The 21,723-nt window shown below is 66.7% G+C and carries 22 protein-coding genes and 1 pseudogene; 7 read left to right on the top strand and 16 right to left on the bottom strand.

Annotation, left to right across the window (positions count from 1 at the left end; all coding sequences use genetic code 11):
- A pseudogene (locus tag BST40_RS30120) lies at positions 1 to 653 on the top strand (hypothetical protein); the annotation flags it as partial.
- A gap of 180 nt (positions 654 to 833) precedes the next feature.
- On the opposite strand, the gene regX reads toward BST40_RS30120, so the two are convergent.
- The 6 genes from regX to BST40_RS14495 all read right to left on the bottom strand — a co-directional run bounded on the left by regX (position 834) and on the right by BST40_RS14495 (position 7,083).
- The gene (regX, locus tag BST40_RS14525; RefSeq protein WP_075548125.1) at positions 834 to 1,517 is read right to left on the bottom strand and encodes a two-component sensory transduction protein RegX; all 684 of its coding nucleotides are present in this window, start codon (positions 1,515 to 1,517) and stop codon (positions 834 to 836) included.
- Positions 1,518 to 1,720: 203 nt separating this feature from the next.
- Positions 1,721 to 2,944 carry a sensor histidine kinase gene (locus BST40_RS14515; RefSeq protein WP_089025150.1) on the bottom strand — a complete coding sequence of 408 codons (1,224 nt, stop codon included), beginning with the start codon at positions 2,942 to 2,944 and terminating at the stop codon, positions 1,721 to 1,723.
- A gap of 136 nt (positions 2,945 to 3,080) precedes the next feature.
- Entirely contained in the window at positions 3,081 to 3,836 is a 756-nt protein-coding gene (locus tag BST40_RS14510; RefSeq protein WP_075548161.1) for a phosphoglyceromutase, read from the bottom strand.
- A gap of 13 nt (positions 3,837 to 3,849) precedes the next feature.
- Positions 3,850 to 4,383, bottom strand: coding sequence for a type III secretion system chaperone family protein (locus BST40_RS14505; protein ID WP_176358024.1), 534 nt, complete (start codon positions 4,381 to 4,383; stop codon positions 3,850 to 3,852).
- Positions 4,380 to 5,723, bottom strand: a complete 1,344-nt coding sequence (gene mshA, locus BST40_RS14500; RefSeq protein WP_083154567.1) for a D-inositol-3-phosphate glycosyltransferase — start codon at positions 5,721 to 5,723, stop codon at positions 4,380 to 4,382. Before mshA ends, BST40_RS14505 begins: the two co-directional genes overlap by 4 nt.
- A gap of 58 nt (positions 5,724 to 5,781) precedes the next feature.
- Complete coding sequence (locus BST40_RS14495; protein WP_075548127.1) at positions 5,782 to 7,083, bottom strand: ROK family transcriptional regulator; 1,302 nt, start codon at positions 7,081 to 7,083, stop codon at positions 5,782 to 5,784.
- Positions 7,084 to 7,260: 177 nt separating this feature from the next.
- Here BST40_RS14495 and BST40_RS14490 point away from each other — a divergent pair, with 177 nt between their 5' ends.
- Positions 7,261 to 8,019, top strand: a complete 759-nt coding sequence (locus BST40_RS14490; protein ID WP_075548128.1) for an SDR family NAD(P)-dependent oxidoreductase — start codon at positions 7,261 to 7,263, stop codon at positions 8,017 to 8,019.
- Here the strand turns inward: BST40_RS14490 and BST40_RS14485 are convergent.
- Together BST40_RS14485 and BST40_RS14480 are read right to left on the bottom strand one after the other, a co-directional pair.
- Complete coding sequence (locus tag BST40_RS14485; RefSeq protein WP_198929538.1) at positions 7,997 to 9,319, bottom strand: L,D-transpeptidase; 1,323 nt, start codon at positions 9,317 to 9,319, stop codon at positions 7,997 to 7,999. The two genes, BST40_RS14490 and BST40_RS14485, sit on opposite strands and share 23 nt — an antisense overlap.
- Positions 9,320 to 9,413: 94 nt before the next feature.
- The gene (locus BST40_RS14480) at positions 9,414 to 10,538 is read right to left on the bottom strand and encodes a UDP-N-acetylmuramate dehydrogenase (RefSeq protein ID WP_083154566.1); all 1,125 of its coding nucleotides are present in this window, start codon (positions 10,536 to 10,538) and stop codon (positions 9,414 to 9,416) included.
- A 2-nt stretch (positions 10,539 to 10,540) separates the two neighbouring features.
- Here BST40_RS14480 and BST40_RS14475 point away from each other — a divergent pair, with 2 nt between their 5' ends.
- Genes BST40_RS14475 through BST40_RS14465 form a run of 3 tightly spaced genes read left to right on the top strand, consistent with a single transcriptional unit; the run spans position 10,541 to position 12,998 of the window.
- The gene (locus tag BST40_RS14475; protein WP_083154564.1) at positions 10,541 to 11,065 is read left to right on the top strand and encodes a DUF2505 domain-containing protein; all 525 of its coding nucleotides are present in this window, start codon (positions 10,541 to 10,543) and stop codon (positions 11,063 to 11,065) included.
- A gap of 41 nt (positions 11,066 to 11,106) precedes the next feature.
- Positions 11,107 to 11,937, top strand: a complete 831-nt coding sequence (locus BST40_RS14470; RefSeq protein ID WP_083154563.1) for a carbon-nitrogen hydrolase family protein — start codon at positions 11,107 to 11,109, stop codon at positions 11,935 to 11,937.
- Positions 11,934 to 12,998: an LmeA family phospholipid-binding protein gene (locus BST40_RS14465; RefSeq protein ID WP_075548133.1), complete on the top strand. Its 1,065-nt coding sequence runs from the start codon at positions 11,934 to 11,936 to the stop codon at positions 12,996 to 12,998. Before BST40_RS14470 ends, BST40_RS14465 begins: the two co-directional genes overlap by 4 nt.
- 6 nt (positions 12,999 to 13,004) lie before the next feature.
- On the opposite strand, the gene deoC is transcribed toward BST40_RS14465, so the two are convergent.
- The 6 genes from deoC to BST40_RS14435 form a co-directional block, all read right to left on the bottom strand.
- Entirely contained in the window at positions 13,005 to 13,694 is a 690-nt protein-coding gene (deoC, locus tag BST40_RS14460; RefSeq protein ID WP_075548134.1) for a deoxyribose-phosphate aldolase, read from the bottom strand.
- Complete coding sequence (locus BST40_RS14455) at positions 13,694 to 14,134, bottom strand: DUF2599 domain-containing protein (RefSeq protein WP_075548135.1); 441 nt, start codon at positions 14,132 to 14,134, stop codon at positions 13,694 to 13,696. The genes deoC and BST40_RS14455 overlap by 1 nt, the downstream gene beginning before the upstream one ends.
- A 4-nt stretch (positions 14,135 to 14,138) precedes the next feature.
- Complete coding sequence (locus BST40_RS14450) at positions 14,139 to 14,426, bottom strand: DUF2516 family protein (protein WP_023370391.1); 288 nt, start codon at positions 14,424 to 14,426, stop codon at positions 14,139 to 14,141.
- Positions 14,427 to 14,556: 130 nt separating this feature from the next.
- Positions 14,557 to 15,171, bottom strand: a complete 615-nt coding sequence (gene hbhA / locus BST40_RS14445; RefSeq protein ID WP_036398732.1) for a heparin-binding hemagglutinin HbhA — start codon at positions 15,169 to 15,171, stop codon at positions 14,557 to 14,559.
- A 297-nt stretch (positions 15,172 to 15,468) separates the two neighbouring features.
- Positions 15,469 to 15,885, bottom strand: a complete 417-nt coding sequence (locus BST40_RS14440) for a helix-turn-helix domain-containing protein (protein ID WP_075548137.1) — start codon at positions 15,883 to 15,885, stop codon at positions 15,469 to 15,471.
- A gap of 82 nt (positions 15,886 to 15,967) precedes the next feature.
- Positions 15,968 to 17,329, bottom strand: coding sequence for a DUF445 domain-containing protein (locus BST40_RS14435; RefSeq protein WP_083154561.1), 1,362 nt, complete (start codon positions 17,327 to 17,329; stop codon positions 15,968 to 15,970).
- A 137-nt stretch (positions 17,330 to 17,466) separates the two neighbouring features.
- On the opposite strand from BST40_RS14435, the gene BST40_RS14430 reads away from it, so the two are divergent.
- Positions 17,467 to 18,174, top strand: a complete 708-nt coding sequence (locus tag BST40_RS14430; protein ID WP_075548139.1) for a TetR/AcrR family transcriptional regulator — start codon at positions 17,467 to 17,469, stop codon at positions 18,172 to 18,174.
- A gap of 168 nt (positions 18,175 to 18,342) precedes the next feature.
- Positions 18,343 to 19,206, top strand: coding sequence for a cyclopropane mycolic acid synthase PcaA (gene pcaA / locus BST40_RS14425; protein ID WP_075548140.1), 864 nt, complete (start codon positions 18,343 to 18,345; stop codon positions 19,204 to 19,206).
- Between the two features lie 13 nt (positions 19,207 to 19,219).
- Here the strand turns inward: pcaA and BST40_RS14420 are convergent, their stop codons facing one another.
- Together BST40_RS14420 and aceA are read right to left on the bottom strand one after the other, a co-directional pair.
- A complete protein-coding gene (locus BST40_RS14420; protein ID WP_075548141.1) occupies positions 19,220 to 20,083 on the bottom strand; it encodes a 3-hydroxybutyryl-CoA dehydrogenase in 864 nt (287 codons plus the stop codon).
- Between the two features lie 152 nt (positions 20,084 to 20,235).
- On the bottom strand, positions 20,236 to 21,522 hold the full coding sequence (gene aceA, locus BST40_RS14415) for an isocitrate lyase (RefSeq protein ID WP_075548142.1): 1,287 nt from the start codon (positions 21,520 to 21,522) through the stop codon (positions 20,236 to 20,238).
- Positions 21,523 to 21,723: the final 201 nt, after the last annotated feature.

The raw sequence follows: 21,723 nt of genomic DNA, 5'->3' as shown, positions 1-21,723 counted from the left end.
GCGGCGCCGGCGGCGCCGGCGGGTTCGGTTTGTCGTGCGGCGCGGGTGGCGCCGGCGGTGACGGCGTGTTGTCTTCAGCTGCCGGCGGCAACGGCACGGGTGGTCTCGGCGGTGACGGCGGCGACGGCGCTGACGGAAAGACAGCAGGCGGTCACGGCGGTAACGGTGGCACCGGCGGTATCGGCGGCAACGGCGGGCGGCTGTACGGCAACGGCGGCGCCGCCGGTGACAGCGGCGCCGGCGGGGCCGGCGGCTCGGGCGGCGCCGGTGGTACCGGGGGGGCCGGCGGCGATTTCACTGTGGGCCTGGGCACGGGTGGCGACGGCGGTGATGGCGGTGACGGCGGCGACGGCGGCGAAGGCGGCAACGGCGGCAACGGCGGGGCGGCTGGAACGTCCGGCTTTGGTGGATTGCTCGGACTTACCAGCGATGGCGGCTTCGGAGTAGGTCTTGGCATCGGCCCGCTGGGATCGGGCGGCGCTGCCGGCGCGGGCGGCGCGGCCGGTGCCGCTGGGGCCGCCGGTGTCGGCGGAGCCGCCGGAACCGGGTTGTTCGAGGGCACCGCCGGGATCGACGGCACCGATGGCACTGCCGGCATTGCCGGCAAAGCCGGCCAGCCCGGCCCATCAGGGGCCTCGCCGAAACTATTCTAGATCTGGTCCACCAAAGCTGTTGTAAACCTTGGTCTTTGAAACTCTGACGGTGGCGCCACACGGCGCCCGTCGGCGAACGCCCCGCAGCCATGGCCAACTCGCGGGCCGTGATCACGTTCGGCTTTCCACCACAGAGCGGCTCCGGGATCGATTGCGACCCGCGGAGCCTGGGGCAAGAGGTCAGCCCTCGAGCTTGTAACCGAGTCCCCGCACCGTCACCAAGTGCACCGGATTGGCGGGGTCGGCTTCGATCTTGGACCGCAGGCGCTTGACGTGGACGTCGAGCGTCTTGGTGTCGCCGACGTAGTCCGCGCCCCAGACCCGGTCGATCAGCTGGCCGCGGGTCAGCACCCGCCCGCTGTTGCGCATCAGGTATTCGAGCAGGTCGAACTCCTTGAGCGGCAAGGTAATAACGTCGCCGTTCACCGAGACGACGTGGCGCTCGACATCCATCCGCACTGGCCCAGACTCCAAGATGCCGTCGCTGGATTCGGCGTCGTCGTCGCCGCCGCGGCGAAGCACCGCGCGGATTCGGGCGATCAACTCGCGTGCCGAATACGGCTTGGTCACGTAGTCGTCGGCACCCAACTCGAGTCCGACCACCTTGTCGATCTCGCTGTCCCGAGCCGTCACCATGATCACCGGAACACTGGACCGGGCACGCAACTGCTTGCACACGTCGGTGCCCGACATCCCCGGCAGCATCAGATCCAGCAGCACGATGTCGGCGCCGGACCGGTCGAACTCGGCCAACGCCGACGGACCATCGGTCACCACCGTCGCCTCAAAGCCCTCCTTGCGCAACAGAAATGCCAGCGGATCGGCCAACGACTCCTCGTCCTCCACGATCAACACACTGGTCATCAGCGCCGCTCCTCCTCATTGCTTTGCACTGCATCGTCGTCGGCGCGGGTCATCAGCGCCGCTCTTCCCCGCACGCGGGCGGTACCCCCACCTCATTGCTTTGCACTGCATCGTCGTCGGCGCGGGTCATCAGCGCCGCTCTCCCCCGCACGCGGGCGGTACCCCCACCTCATTGCTTTGCACTGCATCGTCGTCGGCGCGGGTCATCGACTCAGCTCTTCCTCTCGTTGTGACCTGTTGGGTCGCGCGTCGCACGCCCGCAGTTGGTCAGATAGCTCGCCGTCATCACAGTCCGCCGCCGGAATCGACAACGTGAACGTGGACCCGGTTCCGGGTTTACTCCACACGCCGATGCTGCCGTTGTGGTTGGCGGCGACGTGCTTGACGATTGCCAAGCCCAGCCCGCTGCCGCCGGTAGCTCGCGACCGTGCCTTATCGCCCCGGAAGAACCGCTCGAAGACCCGCTCCTGGTCCTCGAGGGCGATCCCGATCCCGCGGTCGGTGACGGCGATCTCGACGTTGTCACCGCGGCGGCGCCGGCTGATCGAGACCAGCGACCCGCGTGGTGAATAGGCGATCGCATTGGAAACCAGGTTGGCCAGCGCGGTAACCAGCAGGGTTTGGTCACCGAGCACCCGTAGCCCGCTGGGCGCGTCGGTACGAACCTCGATGTCGGCAGTGTCCGCGGCCACTTTGTGACGTGAAATCGCTTCGGACACAATGGTATCGACGTCAACGTCGGTCACATTGTGCAGTCCCTCGGCGCCCTGCAGCCGGGACAGCTCGATCAGCTCCGCGACCATGTCGCCCAGTCGATTGGCCTCGATGAGCACCTTCTCAGCGAACCGTCGAACGGTGTCGGGGTCATCCGGCGACGCGAGTAGAGCTTCGGCAAGCAGCGCCATGGCGCCGACCGGGGTCTTGAGTTCGTGACTGACGTTGGCCACGAAGTCGCGCCTGGTCGCCTCCATCCGGGCATAGTCGGACTGGTCATGGACGAAGACCACGACGAATCTGCGGTCTTCCTCGCTCAGCAACCGGGCGTGCCCGTGCACCAACAGCCCGGAGCGGCCGGCCGCACGCTTGGCGGGTGACAGGTCGAACTCGACGTCGTCACCGCCCAGCACCTGCTGCGCGGCCCGCCAGGCTTGGTCGTCGAGCTGCCGGTCGCGCACCAGGCCCAGCTCCCTGGCCCGGTGGTTGAGATAGACAACGTCGCGATGGGCATCCACCACCGCCGCACCCATCGGCATCAGGGCGACGATGCGCTGCAGCATCTGCGCGACGGTGATCCCGGCCCGCTCGGTGGCCGCTTGCTGGCGGCGCCGCGCGACCCGCTGCGACAGGCGGTTTCCCGCCGCAACACCTACGGCCAGCGCTAGCGCGGACAACACCCCGGCCAGCAACAGTGCCGAGAACACAGTCACAAGCAAAATCCTACAAACTCCGGTGAACGCGGCCCTAGCCGAGCGACGCGGAAATCGGACAAGTCACACCAATCGCCTCAGGTGTTCGGCTGTCGTTCACGCGTTGTTCAGCAAACAGCCCTACCGGCGCCGACGATCAGACTTTGGCCGTGCCTTGGCTGGCCACCGCGGCAGCACCGGCGGCTGCGGCCTCCGGGTCCAGGTAGCGACCGCCAGGCTGCACGGGGCGCAATTGGCGGTCCAAGTCGTAGCGCAGCGGAACGCCTGTCGGGATGTTCAGTCCGACGACGTCGTCGTCGGACATCCCGTCCAAATGCTTGACCAGCGCACGCAACGAGTTGCCGTGTGCCACGATCAACACCGTCTTGCCCGATCGCAGATCACCGACGATGACGTCGGTGAAGTAGGGCAGAAACCGTGCGACCACGTCGGCCAGGCACTCGGTCAGCGGGCCACCGCCGATATCGGCGTACCGGGGGTCGGCGTCCTGGCTGAACTCGCTGCCTCTCTCGATCGGCGGCGGCGGCGTGTCGTAGCTGCGCCGCCAGGCCATGAACTGCTCTTCGCCGTAGCGCGCCTTCGTCTCCGCCTTGTCGAGACCCTGGAGTGCGCCATAGTGACGTTCGTTCAGCCGCCAGCTGCGCCGCACCGGAATCCACAGTCGGTCAGCGCGGTCCAGCGCCAGATGCGCGGTGGTGATCGCGCGCCGCAACAATGATGTGTAGAGAACGTCGGGCAGCAAGTCGTGTTCGGCCAGCAGCTCGCCGCTTCGGATCGCCTCGGCCTCGCCCTTTTCGGTCAGGCCGACGTCCACCCAGCCGGTGAACAGGTTGAGGGCATTCCAGTCGCTCTCACCGTGGCGCAGCAGCACCAGCGTGCCAGTGTCTCCCATGCCGGCAAGTTTCTCACGCGCCGTCGCCAGCGTCATCGCCGTCGATCAGATGTGCAAATGCTTGCAGGTTCTTCAGCGATTCACCGCGCGACACCCGCCATTCCCACTCTTTTTGAATCGATGAACGAAAACCCAACTCCAGCAACGTATTAAAGTCCGAGTCCACCGCCTCGAGCACCTGCCCGAGCACCCGGTCGATCTCCTCGGCGTCGACCGACGCCAGCGACATCCGGCCCACCAGGTAGATGTCGCCGACGTTGTCCAGCGTGTAGGCGACCCCGTAGAGCCGGCGGTTGCGGTTGAGCAGGAACCGGTAGACACCCTCGTGGTTCTCGTCCGGTTTGCGGCACACGAATGCCTCGACGCGCACCGAGTGCTCCCCGATGCTCAAGATGGTGTTGGTCTTGAGCTTGCGCTCACCCGGCAACTCCACGACGAGACCCGCCGGCCCGCCATGCGCGCCGGGATGTCGCGAGTAGTTCAGCCGGCTGGCCTGCAGCGCCTGTTCGATCACTTGCGCGACGGTCTCGGCGGCATCGGATGTCACGCGCCCACCCCGCGACGAGCCGTCCAGCGGCGCGGTTTGCGCGCCGCAACCAGGTCACGCACCCGGTGCCGGCGCCCCGCGGTGAAGTCACCGATCGCCCGCCGGTAACTGGCCAGCAGCGCGTCGGTGGTGTGGTCCCACGAGAACCCGGCCGCGTGCTGGGCTGCTGCGCGACTCATCGCCCAGCCCGGCGGGCCGGCACGGCGACGCAGCAGCTGGCCGATCGCGTCGGCCCACCGGTCCACGTCGTGCCCGGCTACCAGGATGCCGGTGATCCCGTCGCGCACCGCGACCGGCAGCCCCCCAACCGCCGCCGCCACCACCGGCGTACCGCAGGCCTGCGCTTCGATGGCCACCAGACCGAACGACTCCGAATAGCTCGGCACCGCGACCAGGTCGGCGGCGTGGAACACGGTCGCCAGATCCGTGCGAGACTGTGGCGGCAGGAACGTCACTCGCTGCGCGATACCGAGTTCGCCGGCCAGCTGCGCCAGTCCCTCCGGCGCGGCCAATCCACTGCCCGACGGCCCGCCGGCGACGACGACGCGCACTCCCTGGAGCTTGGCGACGGCGCGCAGCACGATGTCGGGTGCCTTCAGCGGCTGGATCCGTCCGACGAAGGCCACCACCTGCCCGTCTAGCGGCAACCCCAGAGCGGCCCGCGCCGCCCGCCGGTCGCCCGGTGAGAACACGTCAAGGTCGACACCGGGGTGAACGACGTCAACGCGCGCCGGATCTGCATGATGGATCGAAATCAGTTGTTGGGCTTCATCTTCGGTGTTGACGATGAGCCGGTCCGCCTCGTCGACAACCTGCTGTTCGCCGACCATGCGCAGCGGCGGCTCGGGGGCGTCACCGGCGGCCAGCGCCGCATTCTTCACCACCGCCAGCGTGTGAGCGGTGTGCACCAACGGCACCGCCCAACGATCGCGGGCCAGCCAGCCGACCTGCCCGGACAGCCAGTAGTGCGAGTGCACGATGTCGTAGTAGCCCGGTTCGTGGGCGGCTTCGGCGCGCAGCACCCCGGCCGCGAACGCGCACAACTGGGTGGGCAGGTCGTATTTGTCCAGACCCTCGAAGGGCCCGGCTACCACGTTGCGCACGAGCACGCCCGGTGCCACCTGCACCACCGGTGGATCCGTCGAAGCGGTGGCCCGGGTGAAGATCTCCACCTCGATACCCCGACGGGCCAGGTGCAGCGCGCTTTGCAGCACGTAGACGTTCATTCCACCGGCATCGCCGGTGCCCGGCTGGGCCAGCGGCGAGGTATGCACCGCCAGCAGGGCGACCCGGCGTGGATCTACGTCTCCGCCTAGCCGGGGACTGTCGCTGTGGCGCACACTGTCATCTTTACAGCACGCGTTCCGGAGCCAGGCCCACGCACGGGCATAAGCCGCACTAGGCGAGGGCCCCCGGCTCGGTATCCGGCAGCCGGGTGTCCAGTGCCCCGGCACGACGCATCGCGCCCAACGGGTCGGCGTAGAGCCCGCCCAGCGACACGATGCCGGCCCCGGCTTCTTGCACTCGGTTGCCGAATGCCGTGACCCGGATGTCCCGCGGCGGCAGCACCGAGCATGCGGCGAAGGCCTTCTCTACCTGCTCCATCCCTTCCGGGTACTCGGTGAACGCCTGGCCACCCACCACTAGTTCGTCGGGGTTGAGCAGGTCGCGTAGCAGCGCGACCGATTCGCCGAGCACCCGGGCCCGCTCCGCCAATAGATCGCTGGCCTGTTGGTTACCGGCTCGTGCCGCGCGGAGCAGGTCGGTGACGGCGCCGCTCGAGCCATTGGTGCGGGTAGCCGAGGCGGCTGGAAGGATCCGGAGCCGGCGCGCGGCCACCAACACCGCCTCGTCGCTGACGGTGGACTCGAGCTGTCCGGTGCCGCCGAGCAGCTCGGAGCGGGCCGGCAGGCCCGCGATGGTTCCGGGCCCGCTGGCCGGGCAATGCACCCGCCCGTCGATCACCAGCGCATACCCCACGGTCTCGCGGGCATAGACGTACAGGCTGGTCGACGAGCCCGGCGCGAACCGTCGCATCCCCAGCAGCAACTCGGCACCTGCCATCGCATCCACGTGGGATGCCACCGAAACGGGAAGGCCCAGCGCGTCGGCCAGCACCGGCCCGACCGGTGCCCGCTGCCAGCCCAGCCGGGGGTGATCGACGTGGCCGGTCGCGCCGTCGACGGTGCCACCGATCGCCACTCCGACCCACAGCGCCCGCCGCCGATGCCAGCGCCTCAGGTAGCGGCAGGCACTGTCGGCCAGTGACCCGAGCGCTGCGCCCGCGGGACTGAGCGGTGTCGGCGTCTCGACCGCGTCGAGGGTACGACCGAACAGGTCGGCGGCCACGATGCTGGTCGTGCGCGCACCGATGTGGATGCCCAGCGTCACGAACGGCTCGTGGTTGACCTCCACCGGGACCCGGGGACGCCCGATCGCCCCGGAGACCGCCAAGTCGGCGCGCTCACGCAGCAGACCGGCCTCGAGTAGCGCAATGACCTGGCGATTCACTGTCGCGATGCTCAGCGAGGTGACACTCGCGATGACGTCGCGGCCGACGGGGCCACGTAACCGCACGGCCCGGAAGACGGATGCGGCCGCGGAGTCGGCCAGGTGCAGCGATGGCGGCACCACCTGTCGGTACGGCCGTGTCCGGCCACCACGGGCGGGGCGATGGGTGGTGAGAGTTGTCGAGTGCACTGGCGTCCTTATTCCGAGTTCAACTGACCGGGTTCTTGGCCACGCCTGCTGACGTGAGTCAGGCGCGACAAAGTACGCGGCAACAACAGGCGCCCGCGCAAAGACGCGCGGTCGTCGTGTTGAACCAGGTGCTGCAGTACACACCGAGAATTTAGCACGTTTATTAGAGTGGTCCCGATGACGACTCCCGACGCGCCGAACCGGGTTGCGGTGGTTACCGGCGCCAGCTCCGGTATTGGCGAAGCAACCGCAAAAACCCTTGCGGCACAAGGGTTTCACGTGGTCACGGTGGCACGTCGCGCGGACCGGATCAGCGACCTGGCGGACCAGATCGGCGGCACCGCGGTTGTGGCCGACATCACGGACGACAAGGCCGTGGCGGTGCTGGCGGCGGGACTGAGCCGGGTCGACGTATTGGTCAACAACGCCGGTGGCGCAAAGGGCCTGGAGCTCGTCGCCGACGCCGACCTGCAACACTGGCGTTGGATGTGGGAGACGAATGTGCTGGGCACGCTGCGAGTGACCCGCGCACTGTTGCCCAAGTTGATCGAATCGGGCGACGGCCTGATTGTCACCGTCACTTCCATTGCGGCACTTGAGGTTTACGACGGCGGCGCCGGCTACACGGCGGCCAAGCACGCCCAAGGCGCGTTGCACCGCACGTTACGGGGGGAGCTGCTGGGAAAGCCGGTCCGGCTCACCGAGATCGCCCCCGGCGCGGTGGAGACGGAGTTCTCGCTGGTCCGCTTCGACGGTGACCAGCAACGCGCGGACGCCGTCTACTCCGGCATGACGCCGCTGGTGGCCGCAGACATCGCCGAGGTGATCGGGTTTGTGGCCTCGCGGCCGTCGCACGTCAATCTGGACCAGATCATCATCCGGCCGCGCGATCAGGCCTCAGCGACGCGCCGGGCTAACCACCCGGACCCGCGCTAGGTTCCGGCGTGCCGGACAAGCTGGGCGCGGTGGACGGCGTGGCCGGCGCGGTGACCGGGATCTGTGTCCCCGGGGGGCGTGAGGTCGGGCGGGGCAACGCCGACATCGATACCCAGGTGTCCCAGTCCACGGCCCAGTCCCAGATGTCGCCGTCGGCGTAGGACAGCTGGATCGAGCTGCCGGTCACCTCGACCGGGTCACCGTAGATCGCGGTGTGGAAGTACTGCTCGGCGTCGCCGGTCGACAGGTTGATGCAGCCGTTGGTGACGTTGCTGTTGCCCTGCGCGCCCGCGCTGGCCGGGTTCGCGTGAATGAACTCGCCGTTGTTGGAGATGCGCACAGCCCAGCGTTCGTGCACGTTGCTATAGCCGGCCGCCGGGTTGGACATGTAGAAGTCCGCGTATTTCTCGGTCACCACGTGGATCCCGTTGCGAGTGACGTTGCGCGCCTTGTCGGCTTCGCCGTAGCTGCACGGGAAGTCCATGATGACGCCCTCGTCGGTGACGACCTGGATGCGGTGCGAGGTGACTTCGGCCTTGACCACCTGCCGCCGGCCGATCTGGATGTTCAACGAGAAATCCTGCGCGCCATACGCGCCGTCGCCGAACGGCAGCCCGTACAGCTTCGCGTCGACGTTGACGGTGGTGCCCGCCGGATAGTACTCGCGGGGACGCCAGTGCACCCGAGCGCCCTTCGCCTCGTCCGGCAGCCAGGCCCAGCTGCCCTCGACGGGTGGGTTGGTATTCACCGTGAGCGCCCGCTCGACGGAAGCCTTGTCGCTGATCGGCGCGTCGAACTGGATGATGATCGGCGCCGCGATCCCGACGGTCTGACCGTCGGCCAACTGGAAGCCGCCGTCGATCTTCTTCTTGGGCGTGACGGTGGTGAATTTGCCGGCGAGCGGAACCGCCTTGCCGTCATGGCCGACGGCCGCGCCGCTCCAGCTGTAGGTGGTGTCGTAGCCCAGCGGCTCGGTGATGGTGTACACCGTGCGGTCCTGGTTGTAGGTGCCGGCAACGAGCTTGCCGGACGGGTTGGTCAGCGCTACTCGCTGGAACCAGCCGTCGCCGACCTCGACGCTGATCGGGGCGATCGGCAACACGTCGTCGGCGGCGTCGGCCGGCCGGAATGTCAGATGGGGCGCAGCCGGCGGCTTCTTCTCGGATTGCCTGGTGACCCCGCCCGCGCAGGCGGCCAGCACATTGGGCGCTAGCACCCCGGCCCCCAGAGCCATCAAAGCCATGCGCCGGTTGATCGGCCCTGGACTTTGGGGCAAGTTGGAGGTGGTCACGGAAATCAAAGATACCGGGCCAAACCGTCCATAACCGGCTGCAAGCGCCGGCGAACCGGCCGAGGCGACGGCGCGGCGAGCGTATCGGACACGAAACTAGCAGCTATAACCGGCAACCGATCAGGATCGGCTCGGGTTGCAATGTGATACCAAACACATCACGCACACCGTCACGTACCGTGCGGGCCAGTAGCATCACGTCGGCCGCCGTCGCGGTGCCCCGGTTGGTCAGCGCCAGCGTGTGCTTGGTGGACAGCCGGCACGGGGCGGCCTCCCCGGTGAGGGCCGGATCCGGATAGCCCTTGCCGAAGCCGGCGTGCTCGACCAGCCAGCCCGCGGCCAGCTTGACACCGCCAGGCGCCGGATAGTGCGGCACCGGGCCGTCCACCGCCGCCGCCAGCCGTTCGTAGACGTCCGGTGCGACCACCGGATTGGTGAAAAACGACCCCGCGCTCCAGGTGTCATGGTCGGTCGCGTCGAGCACCATGCCCTTGCGCGCCCGCAGTGCCAGGACGGCCGCGCGGACGGTTTGCGGGTCGGCACGCTCGCCGCTGGCCGCTCCCAGCGCCGCCGTCAGTTCGTCGTAGCGCAACGGCGCGCTGCGGCCCGAGGCATCCAGCGCGAATTCCACCTCCAGCACCACGGCCGGCAACCGCAGCCCGTCAGCCTGCTTGAGCACGCTGGTGCGGTAGCCGAAGCCCAGCGTGGCGGCCGGTACCCAGTGCACCTGGCCACTGCTGCGGTCCAACAGCCGTACCCGGCTGATGACGTCGGAGACTTCCACGCCGTATGCCCCGACGTTCTGCACCGGTGTCGCACCGGCCGATCCGGGTATCCCCGACAGGCATTCCAACCCGCCCAGACCGTGGTCGATGGCCGTGAGCACCACGTCGTCCCACACCGCGCCCGCCTCGGCGCGCACCAGGTTGCCGTCGACGGTGATGCCGGTATTGGCCAGCCGCACCACGGTCAGGTCGGCCACGGTATCGCCGATCACCACATTGGATCCACCAGCAAACACCAGCACCGGCTCACTGTTTTCGGCTCGGACCTCGGCGTCCAGCTGGCGCAGCACCGCTACCACCTGATCGCCGGTGGCGCAGGTGATTACGCGCCGCGCGACGGGCCCTACCCGCAACGTCGTCAAGGGAGCCAGCGGCACCGACTCCTCGACTCGCGCGCCGGCAAAGCGTGAACCAATCACGGCCCGTAACGGTAGCCTGACCAGCTATGCCGCGTTCATTCGACATGTCGGCCGACTACCAAGGCAGCGTCGAAGAAGTTCACCGGGTTTTCCACGATGAGGAGTACTGGCGGGCCAGGCTGGCCGAGACCCCGGTCGACGTTGCGACCCTGCACTCGATGCGCGTAGGTGGTCAGTCCGGCGGCGAGGGCACCATCGAAGTGGTCACGCTGCAGACCGTGCACCGGCACAACCTCCCGGGTTTGGTCACCCAGTTGCATCGGGGCGACCTTTGTGTGCGGCGCGAGGAAATGTGGAGTCCGGTGACCGACGGCGTCGCCACGGCATCCATCGCCGGATCGATCGTGGACGCGCCGGCCAACCTATGGGGCACCGCCGTGCTGGCTCCCAACGCCGACTCCGGCGGCGCCCGGTTGTCGCTGCAGGTCACCATCCAGGTACGTATTCCGCTGATCGGCGGCAAGCTGGAGAGCATCATCGGCACCGAACTGCGTCAGCTGGTGACGCTGGAGCAACGCTTCACCACGCAATGGATCGCCAACAACGCCTAGCCATACCAGCGTGAGTGTCGGCGGCTCCTAAGCTGGCCAGTATGCGGATCGCGTTGGCGCAAATCCTCAGCGGCACCGACCCGGCAGCGAACCTGCTCCTGGTGCGTGAGTACGCTAACCGGGCTGTCGACGCCGGCGCCGAGCTGGTGGTGTTTCCCGAAGCGACGATGTGCCGGTTCGGTGTGCCCCTGGCGCCGATCGCCGAGCCCCTCGACGGCCCCTGGGCCAACGGTGTGCGGCGGATCGCGACCGAGGCCGGCATCACCGTGGTCGCGGGCATGTTCACCCCAGCCGACGACGGGCGGGTGATGAACACCGTGGTCGCAGCAGGTCCGGGGACGCCGAATGAGCCCGACGCGCACTACCACAAAATTCATCTTTACGACGCGTTCGGCTTTGCCGAGTCGCGTACCGTCGCCCCGGGACACGAGCCGGTGGTGATCACCGTCAACGACGTGCGGGTCGGTTTGACCGTTTGTTACGACATCCGTTTCCCCGAGCTCTACACCGAGCTGGCCCGGCGCGGCGCTTCGCTGATCGTCGTGTGCGCATCCTGGGGTTCGGGTTCCGGCAAACTCGACCAGTGGACCTTGCTGGCCCGGGCCAGGGCGCTGGACTCCACGAGCTATGTCGCCGCGGCCGGTCAGGCCGACCCCGGCGGCACGCTCACCAGCTCAGGTGCGCCCACCGGCGTGGGTGGCAGCCTGGTGGCTTCGCCGTTAGGGCAGGTGCTGGTGTCGGCCGGAGCCGAGCCGCAGCTCCTGGTCGCCGATATCGATGTCGAGAACGTGACCGCAGCCCGCGACAGTATCGCCGTGCTGCGCAACCATTCAGACTTCGTTCACATGGATAGGGCACAATCGCTTAAGTGACGAACCCGCAAGGGCCACCCAACGAGGGCCCGTCGACATGGTCGCGTCCCAGCAATCCAGGTTCCCTTGGCCGGCCTCCAGCGCCCACAGATCCCTCCGGCGGACAATTGCGTCCCGGCGGGCCCGGCGCCCCTGCCCAGGATCCGGCCACTCAGGCCGGACCCGGTGCCGGCCAGACAACCCAGCCGACGGAGCACTTGGCTGCCGCCAACGCCGATGCACAGCGACCCGGGCCACCGCCGGCGGCCGGGGCCGCCGCCAGGACCACTCCGATTGCCAAGCCGCAAGACGACGCCGAATCGGGAGCGCCTAAACGGAAACGCCGCTGGCGTCGGGACCCGTTGTCGATCTTCCTCATCCTGATCATCGTGTTCTCGCTGGTCGTCGCGGGGCTGATCGGAGCCGAGCTGTACGTCCGCCACGAAGCAAACACCAAGATTGCCGAAGCGGTGGCGTGCGAGGTCAAGGACAAGGCCAGCGCTTCTTTCGGTGTGGCCCCGTTGGTCTTGTGGCAACTCGCGACCAAGCACTTCACCAACATCACGGCGGAGACAGCGGGCAACCAGGTTCGCGATGCCAAGGGCATGAAGCTGCAAATCAGCATTAGAGACGTCCAGCTCAGAGACACCCCCAACTCCCAGGGCACTGTGGGTGCGCTCGATGCCACCGTCACGTGGACGTCTGTGGGCATCAAGGAATCGTTCCAGAATGCGATACCGGTGCTGGGTCCATTCGTTTCCAACACCGTGACGACCCATCCCAGAGACGGCACAGTCGAAATGAAGGGCTTCCTCGACAACATCGTGGTCAAGCCGCAGGTGACCGGATCCGGACTGCAACTGCCGATTGTCACGTTCAACGCGCTGGGCTTCACGCTGCCCAAGGAGTCAGTGCAATCGATGATCGACGACTTTTTCAGCAAGCTGACCAAAGATTTCCCGTTGGGCATTCATTGGGACAGTGTGCAGGTCACCGATACCGGTGTGGTTGCTCACCTCTCGACCCGCAACGCCACCATCCCCGCCGGCGGCGAGCAGGATCCCTGTTTCGCCAACCTCTGAGGCCCGTCAGTCGGGGCTGAGCCCATCGAGAACCGAACGGGTTGCGGACAGGCCGAGTCGGGTGGCGCCGGCCTGCAGCATGGCGACGGCGTCGGCGGCGGTGCGGATGCCGCCACTGGCCTTGACCCCCAGCCGATCGCCGACGGTGTCGGCCATCAGTGCGACGGCGGCCACCGTCGCCCCGCCCGCGGGATGAAAGCCCGTCGACGTCTTGACAAAGTCGCCGCCGGCGCCTTCGGCGACCCGACATACGGCTCTCAGCAGGTGTTCCCCCGCCCGGTCCAACAGCACCGCCGACTCGACGATTACCTTCAGCACGGCCCCGGCCGTCGCGTCGCGCACCGCCTCGATGTCCGTCCGCACCGCATCCAGGTTTCCGGCCAGCGCAGCGCCGATGTCGATCACCATGTCGATCTCGGCTGCCCCCGACACGACGGCCTGCGCCGCCTCGTGCGCCTTGACCGCCGACAGGTGCTTGCCCGACGGGAAACCCGTCACCGCGGCGATCCGCACGCCACCGGCGCCGAGCGCGGTGCGCGCGGCCGGCACCATCGACGGCGAGACGCATACCGCGTAGACGCCCAGCTCCGCCGCCTCGGCGACCAGCGTCGTCACATCGGCCACCGTCGCCTCGGGCTTGAGCAGCGTGTGGTCGACCACCGCCGCCAGCTGACGTCGGGTCGGCGGGCTCGGCATCAGAACTGCTCTTCGGCGCCACCCGGGTTACACCGGGAGGCAAGCATCTGCTCGTCGTCGACGACCGGGCGCCACGGCTCGAGATTCCAGCTGATCTTCCCGGGTTCAGCGGCCTCGGCTAGCTGCCAGTGACAGTCGAACTGCGCCCGCATGCCGGGTGTGTCGGCGTCGGGGGCCAGGCCGAGTACCTCCGCCCAGGCCTCGTCGGCGGCTGCGGCGCTGCTGCCGGGGTCGCGGGAAGCCGCGCGCCCGGATGGCGTCGGGTAGACCCGCAGGCTGCTCAGGCGCCCCGAATATGCCCACTGGGTGTGGTCGACGAACGGCGGCGAATATACCGGGCCTGACGGGTCGGCGACGCCGCTACCGGAGCCGGCTTCGGCGGGAACAGCGCACAGCATGCCGACAAGCACCGCTGCCGGCGCGGCCACCAGGGCTTTCATCCGGTCAGCGGGACTTACCCTGGATTTCCAGAAGCTTGGGCCGCACGTCGACCAGATAGACGCCGGCCGCGCATGCGGCAATTGCCATCCCGAGCACGCCGAAGACGAAACCGAGGATGGATGTCAGCGCCACCGCCGCCCCAAGGATCACCAACCACACCGGCTTGGTCAGCTTGTCTGCGGCGGTATAGGCGTCTGGCCGCTGCAGCGCCGCATGCACAAACGCATACACCGCCGTCACCAGGACGGCGATCTGCAAGACCAACATGACGGTACCCACAAGGTGGCTCACGCTTAAAGAGTATGCGGGCAGCGCCCAAAACGTCGACTCCGAGTCGCCCAACGGGGCGACTCGGACCCACAAAAACGTCGACTCCGAGTCGCCCAACGGGGCGACTCGGAGTCGAGTCGAGGTCGCCGGCTTACTTTTGGGTGACCTTCTTGGCCGGCGCCTTCTTGGCAGGCGCCTTCTTGGCCGGCGCCGCCTTCTTGGCCGCAGCCGGGGCCTTCTTGGCCGGAGCCTTCTTACCGGACTCCGCCTTCTTCGGCAGCTCGATGCCGACCAGCTTGGCGGCACGCTCACCGACGGCGCGGGTCTGCGAAGCGACGGTGCCCAGCGCCTCCTGGGTCAGCTCGACGGCCTGGTCCACGTAGCCCTCGGCACGCGCCGACGCGTCCTCGAAGACCGGCTGGCTGCGCAGCCGCTCAAGAGCGGCCTCGCCGCGCTGGACCAGTTCGTTGTACCGGTTGGTGGCAGCCTCGAGGTAACCCTCGGCAGCCTTGCGCAGCTCCTCGGCGGTGAAACGCTCGCGGAGTTCGCTGAACTGCTCGGGAAGGTCCTCCTGCAGCTTGGTCAGGCGGGCGCGACTCTCCTCGACGCGGGCCTCAACGCGGGTACGGGTGTCGGTGCGGGTCTCTTCGGCACGCTCGCGCAGGTTGGCGATCAAGTCGTTGACGGTGGCCAGAGCCAGATCCGCGGCACCAAGCGCGGCGAGCAACGGAGCCCGCAGGTCCTCGATGTTCGGGTTTTCAGCCATGGTATTTCCTTTCATCAATTGTTTCATTATTGGTGTTATTGCATCGTGATATGAAGTTGGAGCAAGCGTCGGCTCCTCTGGCGGAGTAGTCAAGACCCGCGGATTGACCTGGCACGCGACTTGCTGAAGACCTCCTGATGTGTCGGGTCGGGTTGGTGATCGAGTTCGTCGTCCGGGCCGCGTAATCGGGTCGCTCAGGCGGCTGGCCTGAAACAGAATTCCCCGTCCCTCTTGTGTTGCCCGGCGGCCGTCGATCTAGACCTCACCTGACGTCGGATCTGACGGCCGACACGCTGATCATTCGTCAATGTCGGATGGGCTCGAACACTCCTCACGGGTGGATTCGTTCTGATGGGTGAATGCGGCGTAGATATCCAGCAGAATCTGCTTTTGACGCTCGGTGATCGCCGTGTCGGTGATGATGGCGTCACGAACTTGGCTGGTCTCGCTGGGCTCGAGAATCCCGGCCCGCACGTAAAGAACCTCGGCGGAAACCCGTAGCGCCTTTGCGATCTGGGCCAGGACGTCTGCCGACGGCTTACGCAGGCCACGCTCGACCTGGCTCAGGTACGGATTGCTGACACCGGACCGTTCGGCGAGTTGCCGCATCGAGACCTGTGCCGTTTCGCGTTGTGTCCGGATGAAGCTGCCGATGTCGGAGGCTCTGGAAGTCACACTGGACACCTTCGCGCCGAACTTCTCCTCCGGCGGCATGGGTGTGCTCCTTACCTGCTGTTTGATCTTGACGCACTCAGGGTACGGACAGGTGCTTGCTTTTGCAAGCGCTTGTTAGCACCTAGAAGAACAGCTGAGCGATGGCGTAGATGGCCAGTCCCGCCAGCGCGCCTACCACGGTCCCGTTGATCCGAATAAATTGCAGGTCGCGCCCCACATGTAATTCGATTCGCCGACTGGCTTCCTCCGCATCCCAACGTTCAATCGTGTCGGTAATGATCGCTGTGATCTCCACCCCATATTGCGAAACCAGGTGTTGGGCGGCCCGAACCATCCAGTCGTCGACCTTGTCGCGCAACTCGGCATCGTCGCGCAGTGATTCGCCGATCCGGATCACCGTGTCGGCGATCCGGGTGCGCAAGCTGCTGGACGGGTCGTCGACGCCCTCGAGCACCAGCCGTTTGAGCGTCTTCCACGCCGCTGCGGCGGCGTTGGCGACCTCATCGCGCGCCATCAGCTGCTCTTTGACCGCATCGGCGCGCGCGATGGTGGCCGGGTCGTTTTGCAGGTCGTCGGCGAACTCGAACAGAAACCGGGTCGCCGACCGGCGAAGTTCGTGATCAGGATTTCGGCGGACCTTGTCGGTGAAGTCCATCAATTCACGATGGATGCGGTCGCCCACCAGATGGTCGATGAATCGTGGCGACCAGGTCGGCGAATCGCGTTCCACGACCCGCTGAATAACCACCCCGGCGTTCAGCGACCACTGAAACGCGCGGTCGGCCAGCAGCTGGATCAGCGCCTCCTGCCGGTTCTCAGACAGCACCGTCTGCAGCATCCGTCCCACCGGTGGGCCCCACTGCGGCTCGGCGATGCGGCGCATGATCATGCGGTCGATCAGCTGGTGGATCTCGTCGTCGTTGAGCAGCTCCACCAGTACCCGCAGCACCGTGGCCGTCTCGGCCGCCACCCGACGGGCGTGCACGGGATCCGACAGCCACTTTCCCAGCCGGCTGGGCACTTGCGCGTCGCGCAGTTTGGTCTCCACCACCGGTCCGGACAGGAAGTTCTCCCGGACGAAGGTGCCCAGGCCCTCACCCAGCTGGTCTTTCTTGCGCCTGATGATGGCGGTATGTGGGATCGGAATGCCCAACGGATGCTTGAACAACGCAGTGACGGCGAACCAGTCGGCCAGTGCGCCCACCATTCCGGCCTCCGCGGCCGCGCCCACGTAGCCAACCCACAGCGGTGCGGCGCCGTCCGCCTGCGCCCACCTGCAGACGAGGAACACCACCGTGGCGCCGAGCAGAAAACTCAACGCCACCAATTTCATCCGCCGCAGCGCCCGCCGGCGCTCGGCGTCCGCCTTCGGATCGGCTCCGGCGAACGACTCAGCCAGGGACGGCCGGCGCATCCCGGCCGGCGGCGTGCCCACCTCAAGCCTCGGCGGCGAACCCGACGCGTCGACTCTGTGTGCCACCACACCATCATCCGCTATCGCGGTGACCAGTTAGTGTGACGGCACTCTTCGCAGGCTGCACGCACCGGGTGACCGATCAGTCATATCAGCTACCGCACGCCGTAGTATCGACTGCGTCTAGTGAATGGAATCGGCGGAGAGTGACAGAGCATATCCCGGCCGTGGCGGGCAAGACGGATGGGCGCAAGCGGCGCTGGCACCAGCACAAGGTGGAGCGCCGCAACGAACTCGTTGACGGCACCATCGAGGCCATTCGGGTCCGCGGCCGCTTCCTGAGCATGGACGAGATCGCGGCGGAGATCGGTGTTTCCAAGACGGTGCTCTACCGCTACTTTGTCGACAAGAATGACCTGACGACCGCGGTGATGATGCGGTTCGCACAGATTACGTTGATTCCGAATATGGCCGCGGCGCTGTCATCCAACCTCGACGGCTACGAGCTGACCCGCGAAGTCATCCGGGTTTATGTGGAAACGGTGGCGTCCGAACCCGAGCCGTACCGGTTCGTGATGGCCAATAGCTCGGCCAGCAAGAGCAAGGTGATCGCCGACTCCGAACGGATCATTGCCCGCATGATCGCGGTGATGCTGCGCCGCCGCATGCAGGAGGTCGGCATGGACACCGGCGGGGTGGAACCGTGGGCATATCTGATTGTCGGCGGCGTTCAGTTGGCCACCCACTCCTGGATGTCAGCGCCGCGGATGACCAGCGACGAGCTCATCGACTATCTGACGATGCTGAGCTGGAGTGCGTTGTGTGGGATCGTGGAGGCCGGCGGGTCGCTGGAAAAGTTCCGCGAGCAGCCGCATCCAACGCCGATCGTGCCACCACGGCGACCCGTGGAATAGGCTGCCCCGCCAGGGCGGGGGCGCGGTTGGAGGTAGCGGTGCGGGCCCGGTAGCGGCTGCCGCGGCCGTTGCAGGCCGTTCGCAACGGCTAACATGCTTGAGGGGCATCCCGGGGGGAGACCAGGGTGCGCTGAGCCACGCCCTGCGAAGCAGAAAGGCCCGACCGCTATGTCCGTGCAGCTCACGCCGCATTTCGGAAACGTACAAGCCCACTACGACCTGTCCGACGACTTCTTCCGGCTGTTTCTGGACCCGACCCAGACCTACAGCTGCGCATACTTCGAGCGCGATGACATGACGCTGGAAGAGGCGCAGCTGGCAAAAATCGATCTGTCGCTGGGAAAGCTCAAGCTCGAGCCGGGGATGACGTTGTTGGACATCGGCTGCGGCTGGGGCGCGACCATGCGGCGAGCCATCGAAAAGTACGACGTCAACGTCGTCGGCCTGACATTGTCCGAAAACCAGGCGGCCCACGTCCAACAGATGTTCGACAAGTTGGACACCCCCCGCACCAGGCGGGTTTTGCTGGAAGGTTGGGAAAAATTCCACGATCCGGTCGACCGGATCGTCTCGATCGGCGCTTTCGAGCACTTCGGTCGTCAGCGCTACCCACGCTTTTTCAAGATGGCCTACAACGTACTGCCCTCCGACGGCGTGATGCTGCTGCACACCATCGCTCGTCCCACCTTCAAAGACGCCCGAGCGCAGGGGTTGACCCTGACCCACGAAATCGTGCACTTCACTCAATTCATCCTGGCTGAGATCTTCCCCGGCGGCTGGCTGCCAACGATCCCAACGGTCGAAGAGCACGCCACCACGGCCGGTTTCAAAGTCACCCGGGTTCAGTCGTTGCAGCTGCACTACGCGAAGACACTGGACACCTGGGCAGCGGCGTTGGAAGCCAATAGGGAGAAGGCGATCGCGATCCAGTCCGAGAAGGTCTACGACCGCTACATGAAGTACCTCACGGGTTGCGCGAAACTGTTCCGCGAGGGCTACACCGACGTCAACCAGTTCACGTTGGAGAAGTAGCCGACGCGCTCTTTTAGTACGTGTAGAAACCGCGACCGGATTTCTTTCCCAGCTGGCCGGCCTCGACCATCCGCAGCAACAGCGGCGGCGGTCCGTACAGCGGCTCCTTGAACTCCTCGAACATCTTGTCCGCGATCAGTTTGAGCGTGTCGAGGCCGACGAGGTCGGACAAGCGCAACGGTCCCATCGGATGCGACAGCCCGGCGACGACGGCCTTGTCGACATCTTCGACCGTGGCGAACCCGGCTTCGACCATCCGGATCGCCGACAACAGATACGGCACCAAAAGGGCGTTCACCACGAAACCGGATCGGTCGGAGCAGCGCACCACCTGCTTGCCCAGGACGGTGCCGGCGAACTCCTCGGTGCGCGCGGCAGCGGCCTCGTCGGTGACCAGGGTGGTGACCAACTCGACCAGCGGCAGCACCGGGACCGGATTGAAGAAGTGCAGACCCAAGACCCGCTGAGGGTTCTTGGTGGCCGCGGCAATTCTCATGACCGGGATGCTGGAGGTGTTGGACGCCAGCACCGCGTCGGGATCGCTGACGACTCGGTCGAGTTCGGCGAAGATCGCGGCCTTGACGGCTTCGTCTTCGACCACGGCCTCGATCACCAGCTGCCGGTCGGCCAGGTCGTTCAGGTCGGTGGTGAAGGTGAGGTTGCTCAGCGCGCGGTCCCGCTCGCGCTCTGTCACCTTGCCCGCGCTGACGCCTCGCTCCAGCGATTTCACGATGCGGTTGCGTCCTGCCGTGACCAGCGCCTCGTTCGTTTCGAACACCGTCACTTCGACGCCCGCGCGGACCGAGACCTCGGCGATTCCGGACCCCATCTGTCCGGCCCCGATCACCCCTACCCGCTGAATCGCTGCGTCACTCACTGTTACCTCTTCCGAATCGGATTGTCCTGCACCGCAGTAGGCCCCGCCCAGGTTGGCTGGGCAGGGCCTACGCTGTCAACTTCGCCCGCGAGCAGTCGCAGACTCGCATCAACTGCGCAGCAGAAGTGCGAGTCTGCGGCTGCTCGGCCAGCTCAGTGAAACTGGCCCTCTTCGGTCGAACCGGCCAGCGCCGTGGTCGACGACGTCGGGTCCACCGTGGTGGCGATCCGGTCGAAGTAGCCGGCACCGACCTCGCGCTGGTGCTTGGTGGCGGTGTAGCCGCGCTCCTCGGCGGCGAACTCGCGCTCCTGCAGCTCGACATAGGCGCTCATCTGGTTGCGGGCGTAGCCGTAGGCCAGGTCGAACATCGAGTAGTTGAGCGCGTGGAAGCCGGCCAGGGTGATGAACTGGAACTTGAAGCCCATCGCACCCAGCTCCTTCTGGAACTTGGCGATGGTGGCGTCGTCGAGGTGCTTGCGCCAGTTGAACGACGGCGAGCAGTTGTAGGCCAGCAGCTGGTCGGGGTATTCGGCCTTGACACCCTCGGCGAACTTCTTGGCCAGCTCCAGGTCCGGGGTACCGGTCTCCATCCAGATCAGGTCGGAGAACGGCGCGTAGGCCTTGGCACGGGCGATGCAGGGCTCCAGGCCGTTCTTGATCCGGTAGAAGCCCTCGGCGGTGCGCTCGCCGGTGATGAACGGGCGGTCACGCTCGTCGACGTCGGAGGTGATCAGCGTGGCCGCCTCGGCGTCGGTCCGCGCGATGACGACGGTGGGAACACCGGCGACATCGGCCGCCAGCCGCGCCGAGGTCAGCGTGCGGATGTGCTGCTGGGTGGGGATCAGCACCTTGCCGCCGAGGTGGCCGCACTTCTTCTCCGAGGCCAGCTGGTCCTCCCAGTGGGTGCCTGCCACACCCGCGGCGATCATGGCCTTCTGCAGCTCGTAGACGTTGAGCGCGCCGCCGAAGCCCGCCTCACCGTCGGCGACGATCGGCACCAGCCAGTTGTCGACGGAACGGTCGTTCTCGACCTTGGCGATTTCGTCGGCGCGCAGCAGCGCGTTGTTGATGCGACGGACGACCTGCGGCACCGAGTTGGCCGGGTACAGGCTCTGGTCCGGGTAGGTGTGGCCGGACAGGTTCGCGTCACCGGCGACCTGCCAGCCCGACAGGTAGATGGCCTTCAGGCCGGCGCGCACCTGCTGCACGGCCATGTTGCCGGTCAAGGCGCCCAGCGCGTTGACGAAGTCCATCTCGTGCAGCTGCTCCCAGAGCACCTCGGCGCCGCGACGGGCGAGAGTGTGCTCCTCGACGACGTGGCCCTGCAGGGCGACGACATCCTGGGGGGTGTAGGTGCGGGTGATGCCCTGCCACCGGGGGTTGTGGTCCCAATCGTGCTGGATTTGCTCAGCGCTCTTCGGGGTGCCAACCACAGACATTGGACTGCTCCTAACGGTCACTCAATTTGCTGGACTGCTGAGACCACGGCGCGATCGCGACGGTGCCGAAGGCTCAGCTTCACTGGTGTGCTAATCCGACCATGGCACAGCCAGCTAACCTGGTCTACCCATTTCATTTGCCAAGTTCAGCAATGACTTTGGGCGATCTTGCTAATTTTGCAAAGTCGCCGCTCAACTGAA

It is taken from the genome of Mycobacterium persicum (genome assembly GCF_002086675.1).
GTDB lineage: Bacteria > Actinomycetota > Actinomycetes > Mycobacteriales > Mycobacteriaceae > Mycobacterium > Mycobacterium persicum.
The sequence above is the reverse complement of the archived record's forward strand: the minus strand, read 5'-3'. Positions and strand labels throughout refer to the sequence as shown.

What these genes read in the sequence shown, in the direction of transcription:
- regX (WP_075548125.1), bottom strand. Translation starts at nt 1,517, where the DNA reads ATGACCAGTGTGTTGATCGTGGAGGACGAGGAGTCGTTGGCCGATCCG.
- BST40_RS14510 (WP_075548161.1), bottom strand. Translation starts at nt 3,836, where the DNA reads ATGGGAGACACTGGCACGCTGGTGCTGCTGCGCCACGGTGAGAGCGAC.
- BST40_RS14490 (WP_075548128.1), top strand. Translation starts at nt 7,261, where the DNA reads ATGACGACTCCCGACGCGCCGAACCGGGTTGCGGTGGTTACCGGCGCC.
- BST40_RS14475 (WP_083154564.1), top strand. Translation starts at nt 10,541, where the DNA reads ATGCCGCGTTCATTCGACATGTCGGCCGACTACCAAGGCAGCGTCGAA.
- BST40_RS14470 (WP_083154563.1), top strand. Translation starts at nt 11,107, where the DNA reads ATGCGGATCGCGTTGGCGCAAATCCTCAGCGGCACCGACCCGGCAGCG.
- deoC (WP_075548134.1), bottom strand. Translation starts at nt 13,694, where the DNA reads ATGCCGAGCCCGCCGACCCGACGTCAGCTGGCGGCGGTGGTCGACCAC.
- BST40_RS14455 (WP_075548135.1), bottom strand. Translation starts at nt 14,134, where the DNA reads ATGAAAGCCCTGGTGGCCGCGCCGGCAGCGGTGCTTGTCGGCATGCTG.
- hbhA (WP_036398732.1), bottom strand. Translation starts at nt 15,171, where the DNA reads ATGGCTGAAAACCCGAACATCGAGGACCTGCGGGCTCCGTTGCTCGCC.
- BST40_RS14440 (WP_075548137.1), bottom strand. Translation starts at nt 15,885, where the DNA reads ATGCCGCCGGAGGAGAAGTTCGGCGCGAAGGTGTCCAGTGTGACTTCC.
- pcaA (WP_075548140.1), top strand. Translation starts at nt 18,343, where the DNA reads ATGTCCGTGCAGCTCACGCCGCATTTCGGAAACGTACAAGCCCACTAC.
- aceA (WP_075548142.1), bottom strand. Translation starts at nt 21,522, where the DNA reads ATGTCTGTGGTTGGCACCCCGAAGAGCGCTGAGCAAATCCAGCACGAT.